This window comes from Saccharomonospora sp. (genome assembly GCF_027317685.1).
Classification (GTDB): Bacteria; Actinomycetota; Actinomycetes; order Mycobacteriales; family Pseudonocardiaceae; genus Saccharomonospora.
This window is the reverse complement of sequence record NZ_DAHVQP010000033.1, coordinates 20,475-36,429: the sequence shown is the minus strand read 5'-3', so window position 1 is coordinate 36,429 and position 15,955 is coordinate 20,475. Positions and strand designations below refer to the sequence as shown.

Annotated in this window: 10 protein-coding genes; 2 read left to right on the top strand and 8 right to left on the bottom strand. The window is 69.0% G+C overall.

The window, feature by feature from the left end:
• Positions 1-7 precede the first annotated feature (7 nt).
• The gene (locus tag M7H19_RS03870; protein ID WP_298177168.1) at positions 8-2,512 is read left to right on the top strand and encodes a glycohydrolase toxin TNT-related protein; all 2,505 of its coding nucleotides are present in this window, start codon (positions 8-10) and stop codon (positions 2,510-2,512) included.
• Positions 2,513-2,848: 336 nt separating this feature from the next.
• Here M7H19_RS03870 and purH read toward each other — a convergent pair whose 3' ends face one another.
• The 7 genes from purH to M7H19_RS03835 form a co-directional block, all read right to left on the bottom strand.
• Positions 2,849-4,474, bottom strand: coding sequence for a bifunctional phosphoribosylaminoimidazolecarboxamide formyltransferase/IMP cyclohydrolase (gene purH / locus M7H19_RS03865; RefSeq protein ID WP_298177166.1), 1,626 nt, complete (start codon positions 4,472-4,474; stop codon positions 2,849-2,851).
• Entirely contained in the window at positions 4,471-5,088 is a 618-nt protein-coding gene (gene purN, locus M7H19_RS03860; RefSeq protein WP_298177164.1) for a phosphoribosylglycinamide formyltransferase, read from the bottom strand. The genes purH and purN overlap by 4 nt, the downstream gene beginning before the upstream one ends.
• Positions 5,089-5,185: 97 nt before the next feature.
• Entirely contained in the window at positions 5,186-6,388 is a 1,203-nt protein-coding gene (locus M7H19_RS03855) for a DUF6350 family protein (protein ID WP_298177162.1), read from the bottom strand.
• Between the two features lie 117 nt (positions 6,389-6,505).
• Positions 6,506-7,318: a DUF5336 domain-containing protein gene (locus tag M7H19_RS03850; protein ID WP_298177160.1), complete on the bottom strand. Its 813-nt coding sequence runs from the start codon at positions 7,316-7,318 to the stop codon at positions 6,506-6,508.
• 222 nt (positions 7,319-7,540) lie between these two features.
• Positions 7,541-8,428, bottom strand: coding sequence for a succinate--CoA ligase subunit alpha (sucD, locus tag M7H19_RS03845; protein ID WP_298177159.1), 888 nt, complete (start codon positions 8,426-8,428; stop codon positions 7,541-7,543).
• Positions 8,429-8,433: 5 nt separating this feature from the next.
• Positions 8,434-9,603, bottom strand: a complete 1,170-nt coding sequence (sucC, locus tag M7H19_RS03840; RefSeq protein WP_298177156.1) for an ADP-forming succinate--CoA ligase subunit beta — start codon at positions 9,601-9,603, stop codon at positions 8,434-8,436.
• Between the two features lie 206 nt (positions 9,604-9,809).
• Entirely contained in the window at positions 9,810-11,717 is a 1,908-nt protein-coding gene (locus tag M7H19_RS03835; protein ID WP_298177154.1) for a hypothetical protein, read from the bottom strand.
• 668 nt (positions 11,718-12,385) lie between these two features.
• Between M7H19_RS03835 and M7H19_RS03830 the strand changes: the two genes are divergently transcribed.
• On the top strand, positions 12,386-13,099 hold the full coding sequence (locus M7H19_RS03830) for a M23 family metallopeptidase (protein ID WP_298177152.1): 714 nt from the start codon (positions 12,386-12,388) through the stop codon (positions 13,097-13,099).
• Between the two features lie 259 nt (positions 13,100-13,358).
• Here M7H19_RS03830 and M7H19_RS03825 read toward each other — a convergent pair whose 3' ends face one another.
• Positions 13,359-15,827, bottom strand: coding sequence for a UvrD-helicase domain-containing protein (locus tag M7H19_RS03825; protein WP_298177150.1), 2,469 nt, complete (start codon positions 15,825-15,827; stop codon positions 13,359-13,361).
• Positions 15,828-15,955: the final 128 nt, after the last annotated feature.

Genomic DNA, 15,955 nt, shown 5'->3' with positions numbered 1-15,955 from the left:
TGTTGTCGTGGCTCAACCGACCCAGCTGAACGCAACCGAGCAGGACACTCTGGTCAAGCAGATCGGTCTCTCCTTGCTGCGAGCGGCCCCGCGCGACTGGCGCCGGGTGACCGTCGAGTACCGCGCTGTAGGGAAATACCACGAACTGACCGGTGAAGTCGCCCTTGCCGACGGAACCACCCAGCAGTGGAGCGCTACCCACGACATCGCCAGCCTGTTTGGCCGGTTGCGCGCGGGCATGTATCGCGAGGGACGCGGGACGTGGTTCAACGCCCGCTACCAGCTCGACCACCCGTCGAGCTACAACCTCGAATACGACCGGGAGGAGCCCGACTGGGATCTCGCCCCGCCGCCCCAGGCGTACGCCGACGAACTGCGCATGTTCCCCCGCACCGAGGAGAACGTGCCGGACTGGCTCATGCGCCGCATGGCGGGTCTCGGGCCGGAACGCCCCGGTCCGCGTTTCCGCATGGCCCGTGTCTTCGACGGTGTGAGCTCCGGTGGGCGTCCGGTGGTGAACAGGCCGGAGCTGGACGCCGAAGAGCGGGACAAGCTGCTCGACTACCTCGACGGCGCCCCGGTGGTGGTGCCCGGCCGAGGGGTCGACCTCGACCGGCTGGCCGACACTCCCGAAAGCACCGTGCCCATCGCCTTCCACAGCGACGGCACGTGGATCTGGCCTGCGGCCGTCAACTACTACCTACGCAAGTACGGGATCGCGCCCGACCCCGATCTCGTGCAGCACATCCGCGCGAACGGGTTCGTCATCCCCGACGTGCCCGATGCCGCCAGGCAGGCCGCCGCGGCCCATGTTTCGCGAAGCGGGCCGCCGCCTCTGCCGCAACGTCCCGTTCCTCCGGCGCCCGAGCAGGAACGGGCACCCGAGCAGCCCGAGCCCGCCGCCCAGCGTGCTCCCGTGGAACACACGCAGGAGCCACCGCGCCCGCCGTACGACGAGGAGCCGCCCGAAAGCGACGCCGAACGCACCCGGGTCGCGGCTCCGGTGCAGGGCGCACCACAGGACTACGAGCCCGAACGGCACGGCGAACCCTACGAACCCTACGAAGACCAGCGCTTCGGGGAAAGCGACGCGGAACGCACCCGGGTGGCCGCGCCACCACAGTTCGCCGAGGACGACGGCCGCCCCGAGGACTCCCGTTACGACGAACGGGAGTACGCCGAGGATTACCGCGACGAGCGCTACGAGGACGAACACTACGAACAGCAGGGCCGGGAAGGTTACGAGAACCGGCCCTACCGGGACGAGCCGTACGAGGACGAGCCGTACGAGGAACGCGGCTACGACGAACACGGCTACGAGGACGAGCACCCGGACGATCCCACGCGTCCTGAGCACCCCGCCGACGCGGCGACGACCTACACCCCCGCGGCCGTGCTCGACGACGGACCGCCCACCACGATCACGCCGCCGCAACCGGCGGGCCCGCCCGTGCCCGAGGCCACCGAACGGGGCCGGGCACCGGATCGAAGGCCCGAACCCGAGGACCAGCCCGAACCCGCACACTCCCACGACGACGACGGCGGCCCGCCCACCGAGTACTCCGCCGGCCCGCTCGTCTACGACGAGCCGGTGTTGGAGAACATGCAGGACCGGCTGGACGAACTCGGCGTGCCCGAATGGGCCTACCGCATCGGTGAGCCCGCGGAACAGGGCTGGGCGCTGGAGGAAGTCGGAGAAGGCTGGCGCGTCGGCCGGTACGACGACAACCAGCTGACCAGTCCCGCCGTGTTCGGGGACGTGGAGGACGCGGCGGCGTTCATGCTCGGCAAGCTGCTGCTCACACTGGAGGAGAGCATGTCGGGAACACCGGTTCCCCCGCTGCAGAGCGGTGACCTCCCGCAGAGGCAACTCTCTCCGCAGCAGGACAGGCCCACACCTCCGCAGCGGGTCACCACCACCGTGTCGTCCGACGTAGCCACGGGCATGCGGCCACCGGCGCCGCAGGAGCCGGCGGGTGAACAGCGGATGCCCGCCCCGCCCGGGGAGGAGGCGGGGGCTCGTGGGCCGCAACCACCCCAGGGTGGGCCCGCAGCACCGGTACCGCCCACGCCACCCGCGTCTTCGCGCCATGACGGGCCCCGGCCCGCCGAACCCGCCACGCAGGGCCGCAACGGCCAAGTCGGCAAGGGCAGCCAACAGTGGCCCATCCAGCCGCTGCCGGGTGAACCGCCACTCACGCTGTTCCGCGGCAAGGAGATGCGTGACCTTCCCGTGGGCAGCGAACTCGACCGCTTCGGTGGTCCCAACGGCAACCTCACCTACGCCGCGGGCACCCCGTTCGAGGAACGGTCGCTCGTGCCGGAATGGGTCAACCGCCCGTACCACGTGTACCGGGTGCAGCGCCCCATTCGTGTGCTCGCCGGTGTCGCCATCCCGTGGTTCAATCAGCCGGGCGGTGGCGCGGCATACCTGCTGCCCGCGTCGATCGAGGACTTGCTCGCCGACGGCGACCTGATCGAACTGGAGCCGGGAGAGCCACCCATCGACTGACCTCGACGGGTACGGGACGAAGAAGTGCACGGACTCATCGGTCGGTGGGTCCGTGGAGCCTTAGCCGAGTACGCCACCGTCGCCGCCCGTAAGCGTGGCATACCCCGGGAAAGACCGCATACCGCTATCGAACTTGCGTTCGATGAATTCAGTAAACGGCGAGCGTGCGGGGGGTGTCAAGCCGGGACACCGGCCCGGGTGACGGCGCTACGCGTGACTCGAACGAACACGAAAAAAACCGGTAGGCCCTCGATCTTCGTGCGATCGAGGGCCTACCGGGTGAAGGCTCCGTCTCCCGCGTCTCCCGCGACTTCCGCGAGGCGACCGGAGCGGACGTCAGTGAGTGAAGTGGCGCGTTCCGGTGTGGTAGACGGTGGCTCCCGCCGCTTCGGCCGCGGCGAGCACCTCAGCGTCCCGGACGGACCCGCCGGGCTGCACCACCGCGCGCACACCCGCGTCGAGGAGCACCTGCAGGCCGTCGGGGAAGGGGAAGAACGCGTCCGAGGCCGCCACCGCCGCCTTGGCCCGATCTCCCGCCCTGTTCACGGCCAGCCGGGCCGCGTCGACCCGGTTCACCTGTCCCATGCCGACCCCCACCGTGGCCTGCTGGTGGGCGAGCAGGATCGCGTTGGACTTCACCGACCGGATCGCCCGCCAGGCGAACGCCAGGTCGGCCAGGGTGTCTGCGTCCACGGGCTCACCGGTGGCGAGTGTCCAGTTGGCCGGGTCGTCGCCCTCGGCGTCGATCCGGTCGGCGGTCTGCACCAACATCCCGCCCGAGATGGGCCTCAACTCCGTGGTGCCCGAACTGCCCTGTTCCGGCAGCCGCAGCAGGCGGATGTTCTTCTTCTGCTGCAGCACCTCCAACGCCTCGGCGTCGAAGTCGGGGGCGAGCACGACCTCGGTGAACACGTCCGCGATCTGCTCGGCCAGTTCCGGAGTCACCGGTCGGTTCACCGCGATCACACCGCCGAAGGCCGACAGCGGGTCACACGCGTGTGCCTTACGGTGTGCCTCGGCGGCGTCCACGCCCACGGCGATACCACACGGGTTGGCGTGTTTGATGATCGCCACGGCAGGTTCGGAGAAGTCGAACGCCGCGCGACGCGCCGCATCGGTGTCGACATAGTTGTTGTACGACATCTCCTTGCCGTGCAGCTGCTCGGCGTGGGCGAGCCCGCCCGACGTGGAGTCGCGGTACAGCGCGGCCCGCTGGTGCGGGTTCTCGCCGTAGCGCAGCACCGCGTGCCGCCGCCAGGTGCCGCCGAGGAAGTCGGGCAGATCGACAGCCGTGCCCCCACCGGCCTCGGTGTCGGTGCTGTCGTCGGTGTCGTCGGTGTCGTCGGCGGGTGCGTACGAAGTCGCGAACCACGACGCCACCGCCACGTCGTAGGCGGCCGTGTGGGCGTACGCCTCGGCGGCCAGCCGCTTCCGCTCGGCCAGCCCGAAACCGCCCTCCCGAACGCGTTGCAGCACCCAGTCGTAACGCGAGGGATCCACGACCACCGCGACGCTGGTGTGGTTCTTCGCCGCCGCCCGCACCATGGCGGGGCCGCCGATGTCGATGTTCTCCACACACTCGTCCGGCGCGGCACCCGACGCGACGGTGCTCGCGAACGGGTAGAGATTCACCACGAGCAGGTCGAACGGCGCGATGTCGAGCGACCGCAGCTGCTCGACGTGGTCCTCACGCGTGGTGTCGGCGAGCAAACCGGCGTGCACCCTCGGGTGCAACGTCTTGACCCTGCCGTCGAACGACTCGGGGAATCCGGTGACCTCCTCGACCGCTGTCACGGGCACCCCGGCGTCGGCGATCACCTTCGCCGTGCCGCCGGTGGAGACGATCTCCACACCGGCCGCGTGCAGGCCTGTCGCCAGCTCCAACAGTCCACTCTTGTCGGACACGCCGATCAACGCCCGTCGCACGGGCCGCTGTCCCGGCACCGGGGTCCGCTCGCTCACGAGAACCTCACCTTCCGTCCGTCCACCGTGCACCCCGCACGGGCCAGTTTCGCGATGACGTCCACGAGCAGCCTGCGCTCCACCGCCTTGATGCGCTCGTGCAACGTCACCTCGTTGTCCTCGGGTTCCACGACCACGGCTTCCTGCGCGATGATCGGCCCCGTGTCCACCCCCGCGTCCACGAAATGCACGGTCGACCCGGTGACCTTGGCCCCGAGCTCCAGCGCGTCGGCCACGGCCCGAATACCCGGGAACGCGGGCAGCAGCGCCGGATGGGTATTGATCACCCGGTTGGGAAAACGGGACAGGAACTCCGGCCCGAGGATCTTGAGGAAACCCGCGGACACCACGAGGTCGGGACGGTGAACGGCAACGGCTTCGGTGAGAGCCCTGTCCCACGCCGCCCGATCGGGATAGTCACTGGTTCTGACGGTGAACGTCGGCACACCCGCCCGCTCGGCCCGCTTCAAGGCCTGCGCTTTCTCGCGGTCGGTTCCCACCGCCACGACCTCGGCGGGGAAGTCGTCATCACCCACCGCGTCGAGCACGGCCTGCAACAGGGTCCCCGAACCGGAAGCGAGTACGACGAGCTTCACCGGCACGGGCAGCTGCAAACTGACAGTCAGTGGGGGTCTCCTAGCCGGGCCGTGCGCCGATGGCGCACACGTCAACTGACCTGGTGACATCCAGCCTAAAGGCCGCCTCGTCGCCTCAGCGTCGAGGGGTGCGACGTGGCTTTCGTCCCGACCCGGTCAACCACGCCACCACTCCGCCCGGCACGACGACGAAAGCGAACGCGGCCAACGAGAACAACTCGACCCGGACCGCCACGGGATCGTACGCACCGCCGCCCAGGGCACCCCCGGCGAACGCGGCCACCACCACGGCACAGAAGCCGCACACGGTTCCCGCGACGAACACGGCCCGCAACCGCGCACTCAAGCGCCTGTCCACTTCCCGCAGCGACCAACCCACGCCCACCCCGATCACGGCAGGCACCACCAGCAGCAGGGGCCACCACGCGCCGTACTCGGCGGGCAGTCCCGCCAGCACCGGCACCGCGGGCACCGGACCGGGTGTCATCGCGAGCGCGCTCACCGAAACCTCGCCGATGACGAAACCACCGCCGGTCAGCACACTCACCGCGAGCACGGTCGCGTTGGGCACGTAGCCCAGCGACAACAGCAGCATTCCCACCGCGCTGCCCGCATCCGGCGAGTACGCGGAGAACAACTCCCCCAACGTCGACCACGCCGCCAGCGTGGCCCCCAGAAACAGCAACGTCCCCACCGCGAACAGAGCGCCGAAGCCGATCAGGCCCGCCCGCATACCGCGCACGGCCACCGGGTCCAGCCGCTTCGACCAATTCGCCGAGGTCACGAAGGCCGCTCCTGAAGCTGCTGCGCCACCGGCCAGAACGGTGGGGGTGAGGATCGCCTCGGGAAGCCGCCCCTCCACGGCCGACCCCGCGGCCACCCCGACAGCCACCACGGCGAACAACGCGTGCGCGACCACGACCGTGCCCACCACGGACGCCGCACGGGACAGCCGACCGGACCGCCTGGAAGCGGCCTCGTCGAGACGTCGTACCGCCGAGGCGGCGGTACGGAACACCAGGAGAACGGCACCGAGCGTGGGCAACATCGGCAGCACCCCCAGTGGGGCGCCACCGATGTCGAGCGGCACCTGATAGGCCGCCAACCACGCGGGACAGGCAGCGGCGAGTACACCGCCGGCAGAGAACTCCGATCTGGGCGCGAGGGCCGCCACCAGCACGAGCAGGCTGGCCACCACCGCGTAACCGGTGACGATCGGGCCGAGCGCGACGCCGAGGAGCACACGCGCTCGGCCTGAGCGCATCACATCACCTTCCCCCATGGTGAGCCCGGACACGGACGCGGTGAACCTGCCCATAGTGGGCACCCTCGCACCGGCACAGGCCCGGTCGGGTGAGCCACGCCGCGAGCGGTGATCGCGGTGAGATTCGCCTCACCCGGACGAGGCACCGTCCGTCCGTGTCGGGTTCCGCTGTCAGCTGCCGGACTGACCGGGATTGTTCTGCTGGTCCGACTGCTGGTCGGACTTCTGCTCGGACTGCTCGGATTCCCCCGAGGGCTGGTGGAAGAACTGGCCCTGCTGCGGGGCGTACTGCGTGGGCTGCTGCATCGGCTGGGAGAAGTTCGGGGACTGGGCCGAGGGGAAACTGCCCGAGGGCTCCGACGAAGGCTGCTGCTGACCGTACGGGGGCTGCTGACCGGGCTGGACCTGCTGCTGACCGTACGGGGACTGCTGACCAGGCTGGACCTGCTGCTGACCGTACGGGGACTGCTGACCGTAAGGCTGCTGACCGTAGGGCGACTGGCCGTAGGGTGACTGCGCCTGCGGAGTCGGCGCCTTGATGATGCCGGAGTCGAACAGGTAGCCAGCCACGGCTGCACCCATCTGCAGGATGCCGAAGATCAGCACGAGGATGCCGCCCACCTTCAGGTTGCTGGCCTGAAAAACGGTGAACAAGAACGGAAGCATGCCCCCCACGGAAAGGGCCGCCGGCCACGGACCCGGCTTCTGCTCACCGGGCAGAAAACCGAACACGGCGGTCAATCCCGCGATGAACAGCAACGCGGGCACCCACCCCACAAAGCTCTCGTAGAAGCTTCTATCTGCGGCGAAAGTCGCGAAACCGAGGAACAGGTTGAGCACCCCGAGGCCACCCGTCGCCAACAGCAGAATCTGCGGCAGCGAAAGCGACGGCCGTCCGGTGGACGGCGCTCCCGGATACGACTGGTGCGGCTGCTGCGGGCCCTGGGCAGGAAACCCGCCAGGTGTGCTGCTCGGGAAGGTCATCCGTGTTCTCCTGTCATATCGAGCTCGAATGGCGTGGTCGCTCGAAGGCATGCTTACGACCATGCCGCCGTCCGGCACCTACCGAAGTATTCGACGTACGCCCGACGCGCACGGTTTCGGCGTTCGGTGCCTTTTTACACAGGGCGCTTCGCGCACAAAACAAGGGCCGGGCAGGAAGCCCGACCCTTGTTTTGTGAGAATTCGTCGCTGACCGGCGGTCCGTTACAGCGCCTTGTAGAGCTCGCGCGCAAGCTCGGCGGTCTCGGTGGGGGTCTTGCCCACCTTCACGCCGGCGGCCTCCAGGGCCTCCTTCTTCGCCTGCGCGGTCCCGGACGAACCCGACACGATCGCGCCCGCGTGGCCCATCGTCTTGCCCTCGGGCGCGGTGAACCCGGCGACGTAGCCGACGACGGGCTTGGTGACGTTGGCCTTGATGTACTCGGCGGCGCGCTCCTCGGCGTCCCCGCCGATCTCACCGATCATCACGATGAGGTCGGTGTCCGGGTCGGCCTGGAACGCCTCCAGCGCATCGATGTGCGTGGTGCCGATGATCGGGTCACCACCGATACCGATGGCGGTCGAGAAACCGATGTCCCGCAGCTCATACATCATCTGGTAGGTCAACGTGCCGGACTTCGACACCAGGCCGATCCTGCCGGGGCCGGTGATGTCGGCCGGAATGATGCCCGCGTTGGACTGTCCCGGCGAGATGATGCCCGGGCAGTTCGGGCCGATGATCCGGGTCTTGTTGCCCTTCGCGCACGCGTGCGCCCAGAAACCGGCCGAGTCGTGCACCGGGATGCCCTCGGTGATCACGACCGCGAGCGGGATCTCGGCGTCGATGGCCTCGATGACCGCGTCCTTGGCGAACTTCGGCGGCACGAAGATCACGCTGACGTCGGCGCCCGTCTCCTTCATGGCCTCTTCGACGGTGCCGAAGACGGTCAGGTCCTTGCCGCCGATGGTGACGGTCTGGCCCGCCTTACGGGCGTTCACACCGCCGACGATGTTGGAACCGGCCGCCAGCATCTTGGTGGCGTGCTTGGTGCCCTCGGAACCACTGAGGCCCTGGACGATGATCTTGGATTCGCTGTTCAGAAAAATCGACATGTCTTTCACGCACCTGCCGCAGCCAACTCGGCGGCTTTGTCGGCCGCGCTGTCCATCGTGTCCACCAGCGTCACGAGCGGGTGCGCCGCCTCGGCGAGGATGCGGCGGCCCTCCTCGACGTTGTTGCCGTCGAGCCGCACGACCAGCGGCTTGGTGGCGTCGTCGCCGAGGATCTTCAGCGCCTCGACGATGCCGTTGGCCACCGCGTCGCACGCGGTGATACCGCCGAACACGTTGACGAACACGCTCTTGACGTCCGGGTCACCGAGGATGACGTCCAGCCCAGCCGCCATGATCTCGGCCGACGCGCCACCACCGATGTCGAGGAAGTTCGCCGGACGCACACCACCGTGGCGCTCGCCCGCGTAGGCCACGACGTCCAGCGTGGACATGACCAGTCCCGCGCCGTTGCCGATGATGCCGACCTGGCCGTCGAGCTTCACGTAGTTGAGGCCCTTGTCCTTGGCCTTGGCCTCCAGGGGGTCCTCCGCCTCGACGTCGACGAAGTCAGCGTGCTTCGGCTGCCGGAACTCCGCATTGTCGTCGAGCGTCACCTTGCCGTCGAGGGCAATGATCTCGTCCTTCGGATCCCGCACCAGCGGGTTCACCTCGACCAGGGTGGCGTCCTCGGAGACGAACGTCTCCCACAGCTTGACGATCACCTCGGCGGCCTTCTCCCGCACGGCCTCGGGGAAGTTGGCCTGGGTGACGATGTCCCGCGCCTTGTCGAGGTCGACACCGGTCAGCGGATCGACCGGGACCTTCGCCAGCGCCTCGGGACGCTCGACGGCGAGCTGCTCGATCTCCATGCCACCCTCGGCGGAAGCCATGGCCAGGAAAGTGCGGTTGGCACGGTCGAGCAGGAACGAGAAGTAGTACTCCTCGGCGATCTCGGACGCCTCGGTTACCAGCACCCGGCGCGTCACATGTCCCTTGATGTCCAGTCCGAGGATCGCTCGGGCCTTCTCCACCGCTTCGGCCGGGTCGGCGGCGAGCTTCACGCCACCGGCCTTACCCCGGCCGCCTGTCTTCACCTGAGCCTTCACAACCACCTGGCCGCCGATTTCCTCAGCCGCCCGGCGGGCTTCTTCGGCCTCGCTGACCACGGATCCCGGAAGTACGGGTACGCCGTGGGCAGCGAAAAGCTCCTTCGCCTGATACTCGTAGAGGTCCACTACTTCTGTCTCCTGACGACACGCCAATGTGGTTTTGTAAACCGTGCTGCCGGACGCCGTTGACCCTATCGATCCGACCGCCGGCGAGGCCGCTCACATCAGGTGAACTCGGTCACCGAACCCCGCCTGAGCTGGAGAATGTGGCGAATATCGCGCCCGCGCCGACACGGACGAGTGATGCTCGCGCCACATTCTCCACGCGAAGATCAGGCGCGACGACGGCCGACCGCCACGATGGCGACAGATCCGGCCAACGCGACCAGCGCGGCCAAGGAGAACCACAACCCCGGGCCCGCCGACGAGCCGTCGATCTCACCGCCGACCAGCGGAAGGGTGGCCGCACGTAGCCCCACGACACAGGCGGCACCCGCCAACAACGCCACAGCCCGTATCGGCCTGCTGCGCGCCGCCAGCACGCAGGCACCGACGACGACGAGGACCGCCGCCGCCAGCCCCCACGTCGGGGCACCCACGTCGGACCACAGTCCCGGCTCGACGTACTCGGGCGCTGTCACCGACGGCGTCCCGAACGCGGCGACCGCCAACAACGCCGCCGCTGTGAGCGGGATGAGCATCCGCAGCCCCACCGCCGTCAAGCCGTGGGGGACCACGTCCCAGCTCTCGACGGGACCGCCGGTGCTCCCCGTGCCAGCAGTGTCTTCGGGGACTTCTGCGTCCTCCGTGTCCTCCGTGGCTGCAGCGTCCTCGGCGTCCTCGGCGTCCTCGCGTTCCACCATGCCCGCCACAACGGAACAGCACGCGGTGGCCACGGCACCCACCATCGCCAGCCACGCCCACACCACACCGGGTCCGGAGCCGATCGACCCGGGTTCGAGGGAGTCCAGGAGCCCGCCCACCGGGATGCCGTACTGCGCCGACGAGGTCGACGAGAACGACGCGCCGGTGTAGCCCGTGGTGAGCGCGGTGTCGAGCACCGCGGTCGCGGCGAGCGGAACCCCGACCCAGGCCACGGACAGCACAGGACGCACAGCCGCCGCGACCTGCGCTACGAGCATCGCGAGTCCGAGTACGCCGACCACGACCCCGGCGGCCAGTAGGAGCCACCGCGCCGGGCTCTCGGGGGCATCCCCGGGGCCGGACGTCGCCAACTGCGGTAGCACCGCTCCCAGGGTCGCCAGAACACCCGTCAGCAGCGCGAGCACACCGGTCGCCAGTTCCAGCTTCCGCCTGCCGGGCAACCGCGCCTCGGCCACGCCGGACGAAGACGAGGCGAGATCCCTCGTCTTCCGCGCCGTCTTCCGTGCCGCCGAGGACGACAACCCCAGCACGGCCACCGCGACCAGCCAGGGCCCGGCGGCGAGGTCGAGCGACGGCATGCTCAACGCGGCGACCAGAGGAGGAGCCCCCAACGCCGCCAGAGCGAGCGCGAGACCGACGAGTCCGCCCCTGGCCACGGACACCTTACGAGGCAGCACGACCAGCAACACCGCACCGGCGGACAGCGCCAAGGCGGACAACACGCGACCGACGAGCTCCACCGCAGGCCCCTCGAAGGCGTTCTGCGCCAGCAGGTAGACGCTGGTCGTGTGGAAGGGCGCCATCAACAGCCCGCACGCCCCCACCACGGCGACCAGGAAGACGACGAGCACCTGCCGTCGCCTCCAGTCCCCGGTGTCCTCGAAAACATCGAAAACACCGAAAACACCGGGGACACCGGGAACGTCGGGGAAACCGACGTCGGCGTCGTCTTCCTCGGCACCGAGGCCGGATTTCCCCCTGGCCACCATGAGCGCCGTCACACCGGCGGCCAGGGTGAGCACGTGCCCGGCGAGCAACAACCACAGCCCGAGCGAGGGCGAGGGCAGGGAGAGGTCCCGCGGCAGGTACAGCTCGGGGCGGGATGCCGTGGAGGGGTCCACCACCAGTTGCAGGTCCAGGACGACGGCCGCGGGGGCGAGCACCGCGGCTCCGATCAACACGCCCATGGCCGCGCCAAGCCGGGGCCGTAGGAGCAGCAACCAAGCCGACGTCACGGGAGCCACGGCCAGCACCGTCAACAACGGCGCGCTCGAAAATCCTCGCGGCGCACCGTCCAGGGAGGGCAGGACAGCGCCCACCGCGCTCACCACGGCGCCGAGGGTCGCCACGGCCATCGCAAGCAGCACCGATCGCCGATGAAGAACCGACCTGGTCCGTGGCGGATGCGCCTGAGTCGGAGCAGCGGTCACATCCGCGCGTTGTGGTCCGATAGTCCACCCCCGAGCCGGTTTGTGGATCGCACGGCGCATTCGCGAGGCACCCGCCGGAGCGGCCCGCGGTGCGCGCAGCTTCCGGCGACGAGCGTAGCGACAGGGCTCAGGCCATGCCCGCGTGGCGAGACGGACGGTGGAACCCCGGATCCGAGGCCGCCGTTTTAAACCTCGGTTGCCTGAATGTGACTGATGTCACATTACATCGATGGACCCCCTTCTACCTTGAGTCATGCGGTCACCACACCGCCCGAACACCCCCTCGCGGCATAGCAATCGCGAACGGCGCCTTGCCCGCAACGCCACCATTTCGTTACTGTCCCGCAGTCCCCATTACGGTCAGATCACGAATCACGTGAGCGGTACCCCGACACCGTTCACCCGGGTCCCCCGCCCGGCGGTTCACGGTCTGACTCCCCCGAGGAATGGAAGGCGCTGACTTGGCTCGACACCGCTCCCCCGGCGGCCAAGATCCTTCCCCGGCACTCGAGGAAGCACTGAACAGTGCAACCGTTCGTGTCCGGGGCTCGCACCGGCTTCCCGCGCCCTCGTCGGCGCTGCGGGGCCGTGTGATGGTGGCCGCGGTCGCGGCGGGCGCTTTCGCCGCCGCCGCAGCAGGTCAGACACTGCAGAACACCAACACCAGCAACTCCTCGCCGCAGCGACACACCGACGTCACCCCGCTGGCCAACGCCAGCGACGCGAGTGCGTCCCTGGACTCCGGAGGGGCCTCCGGGGTCGGCGGTAACGCTCCGGCGGGCGCGCCCGTGCTGCTCCAAGTCTCGCACTCCACCGACGCTTCCGCCGAGGCGCAGAAGCTCACCGAAAGCGCCGAGATCACCGAGGAGCGGCTCGAACGCGAGGCCGAGGAGCGGCGGAAGGCCGCCGAGGAAGCCGCGCGCCCCAAGTTCGTGGCACCGACGAACGGCGTGTTCACGTCCGGCTACGGCGCCCGGTGGGGCGGCACCCACTACGGCATCGACATCGCCAACAGCATCGGCACACCGATCGTGGCCGCCGCCGACGGCACGGTGATCGAAGCGGGCCCGGCCAGCGGGTTCGGCCTGTGGGTGCGCGTCCAGCTCGACGACGGCACCATCCACGTCTACGGACACATGGACAGCTACTCGGTGTACGTCGGCCAGAAGGTCAAGGCGGGCGAGCAGATCGCCGTCATCGGCAACCGGGGCCAGTCCACCGGACCGCACCTGCACTTCGAAGTGCACGAGAACGGCCAGAAGGTCGACCCGCAGGCCTGGCTGTCCGCACGCGGCGTCTACCTCTGAGGTAGCCGCCCCCGATACCTCCGGCCGCGCGCGAAGCCGCGCCACATCGACAACCACCCACACCGCCCGGACGTGCCACAACGTCCGGGCGGTGTGTCGTGTGAAGGTGTTTCCAGACCTCCCGGCGGCCACCTCCCGCACCGGCGCCGTTCCGGCTCCCACTCGCCCCACCACACCTCACTCCCGTCGAACTTGCGTTCGATTCGAACAGTAGTGAGGGGGTCCGACAAAAACCGGCGGAAACGGAGACTTCGGGGCCCTAGAGTTTCACCATCGGCACGTTGCCGATCAGCATGAGCCGCACGGTTCCCACACTGCCGAAGTCGATGGTGGCCGTGGCCCTCGGCCCCGAGCCCTCCGTGGCGACCACCGTGCCCAGCCCGTACTTGTCGTGGCTGACCCGATCGCCCACGTCGAGCTTGAGCGCCACGGTGTTCTTCCAACCGTCGCTCGGCCGGGCGCGGCGAAGGCCCGAGGGCGACGTGGTGCGCGGACCGGCCGCCGAGCCGATACCGGAACCACGTCCCCAGGTCGTGGCCGCACGAGGAGACCCCGCCTCCCGCGACGACGCCGACGGGGCCCGCCTACGCCAGTCGACGAGGTCGGCAGGGATCTCGTCGAGGAACCGCGACGCCGGGTTGCTCATGGGCTGCCCCCAGGCGCTGCGTACCAACGCCCGCGAGACGTACAGCCGCTGCCGGGCACGCGTGATCGCCACGTAGGCGAGCCTGCGTTCCTCCGCGAGCTCCTTCGGCTCGCCGAGCGCCCGCAGGTGCGGGAACACACCGTCCTCCCAGCCCGTGCAGAACACGACCGGGTATTCGAGCCCCTTCGCCGTGTGCACCGTCATCAGCGTGACCACGCCGTCCTCGTCGGCCTCGTCGGCGCCCTCGCCGTCGGGTGACGGGACGGAGTCGGCGTCGGCCACCAGCGACACGCGTTCCAGGAAAGCCGGTAGCGATCCCGGCTCGGGTACCCCGGCATCACCGGCACCGTCGAGGCCACCGAGATCACCGACATCGGCGGCGCCGTCGGCGCTTCCGTCCTCACCCACCTCCGCGGCCCTCACCGCCTGCGCGAACTCGGTGAATTCCCGCGCCACCGTCACGAGCTCGTCCAGGTTCTCCAACCGCGAGGCGTCCTGCGGGTCGTTCGAGCCCTCCAGCTCGGCGCGGTAACCGGTGCGGTCCAACACCGCTTCCAGGACGTCGGCGACGTCCGTGCCCTCGTCCACGAGATCCCGCAGCCCGCCGATCAGCCCCACGAACGCGGTGATGGCCTTGCGCGAACGCGGGTTCAGCAGCGGAACCCGACCGTCGACGGCATCCCGCAACGCCGACGCGAACGAGATGCGTTCCCGCTCGGCGTGGGTCACCACCACGGCCTCGGCCCGCTCCCCGATGCCCCGTTTCGGCACGTTGAGGATGCGGCGCAGACTCACGGTGTCCTCGGGATTGGCCAGCACCCGCAGGTATGCGAGCGCGTCCCTGACCTCCTTGCGTTCGTAGAACCGAACTCCGCCGACGACCCGGTACGGCAGGCCGAGCCGGATGAAGATCTCCTCGAACACCCGGGACTGGTTGTTGGTCCGGTAGAAGACGGCCACGTCGGAGTACTTCGCCTCGCCGCTGTCGACGAGCGCGTCGATCTCCCCGGCCACGAACGCCGCCTCGTCGTGCTCGCTGTCGGCCACGTAGCCGACGATGCGTTCGCCCTGGCCCGCGTCGGTCCACAGACGCTTGTCCCTGCGCCCGGGGTTGCGGGAGATGACGGCGTTGGCCGCCGACAGGATTGTCTGCGTCGACCGGTAGTTCTGCTCCAGCAGGATGGTGCGCGCGTCGGGGAAGTCTCGCTCGAACTCCTCGATGTTGCGGATGGTGGCGCCTCGGAACGCGTAGATCGACTGGTCGGCATCGCCGACGACACACAACTCCGACGGGGACAGGCCGGATTCGGTCGGCCCGGTTCCGACCAGCTCTCTGACCAGGGTGTATTGCGCGTGGTTGGTGTCCTGGTACTCGTCGACGAGGACGTGCCGGAATCGGCGGCGGTAGTGCTCGGCCACGTCAGGGAAGACCTGGAACAGTTCCACCGTCTTGGCGATGAGGTCGTCGAAGTCCAGGGCGTTGGCCTGAGTCAGCTTGCTCTGGTACTCGCGATACGCCTCGGCGGCCTTGCGTTCGAAGTCGCTCGCCGCGGCATCGGCCGCCGCGTCGGGGTCGACGAGTTCGTTCTTCAGGTTGGACACGTGGTTGGTGAGCACCCGCGCCGAGTACCGCTTCGGATCGAGTTCCAGGTCGCGGCCGACCAGGGCCATCAACCGCTTGCTGTCGTCGGCGTCGTAGATGGAGAAGTTCGAGGACAGCTCCAGAGTCTTCGCCTCACGCCGCAACAGGCGAACGCACATCGAGTGGAACGTCGACACCCACATCGCACCCGCTCGCCGTCCGACGAGCTCGGCCACGCGGTCACGCATCTCGGCCGCGGCCTTGTTGGTGAAAGTGATGGCCATGATCTGGCCGGGATGCACGTCTCTGGCGGCGAGCAGGTAGGCGATCCGCCTGGTGAGCACGCGGGTCTTGCCCGAACCCGCGCCCGCGACGACGAGCAGTGGGCGTCCCTGGTGCTCCACCGCCGCGCGCTGAGCGGGGTTCAGATCATCGAGCAGCGGCCCGTGCGTAGCGCTGCTGCCTGCGGATTCCGGGGGAAGATCGAACAGGGTGCTCATTATGAGTCCACGCTACCTGTGGGGTCCGACGGGCCGATCGTGTGGCATACTCGATGCTGTGCTGCGCGACGCGTTTCGATTTTTCTACGGGAACCGGACTCCGGCTCCCGTGAACGCGTAGTGCCATC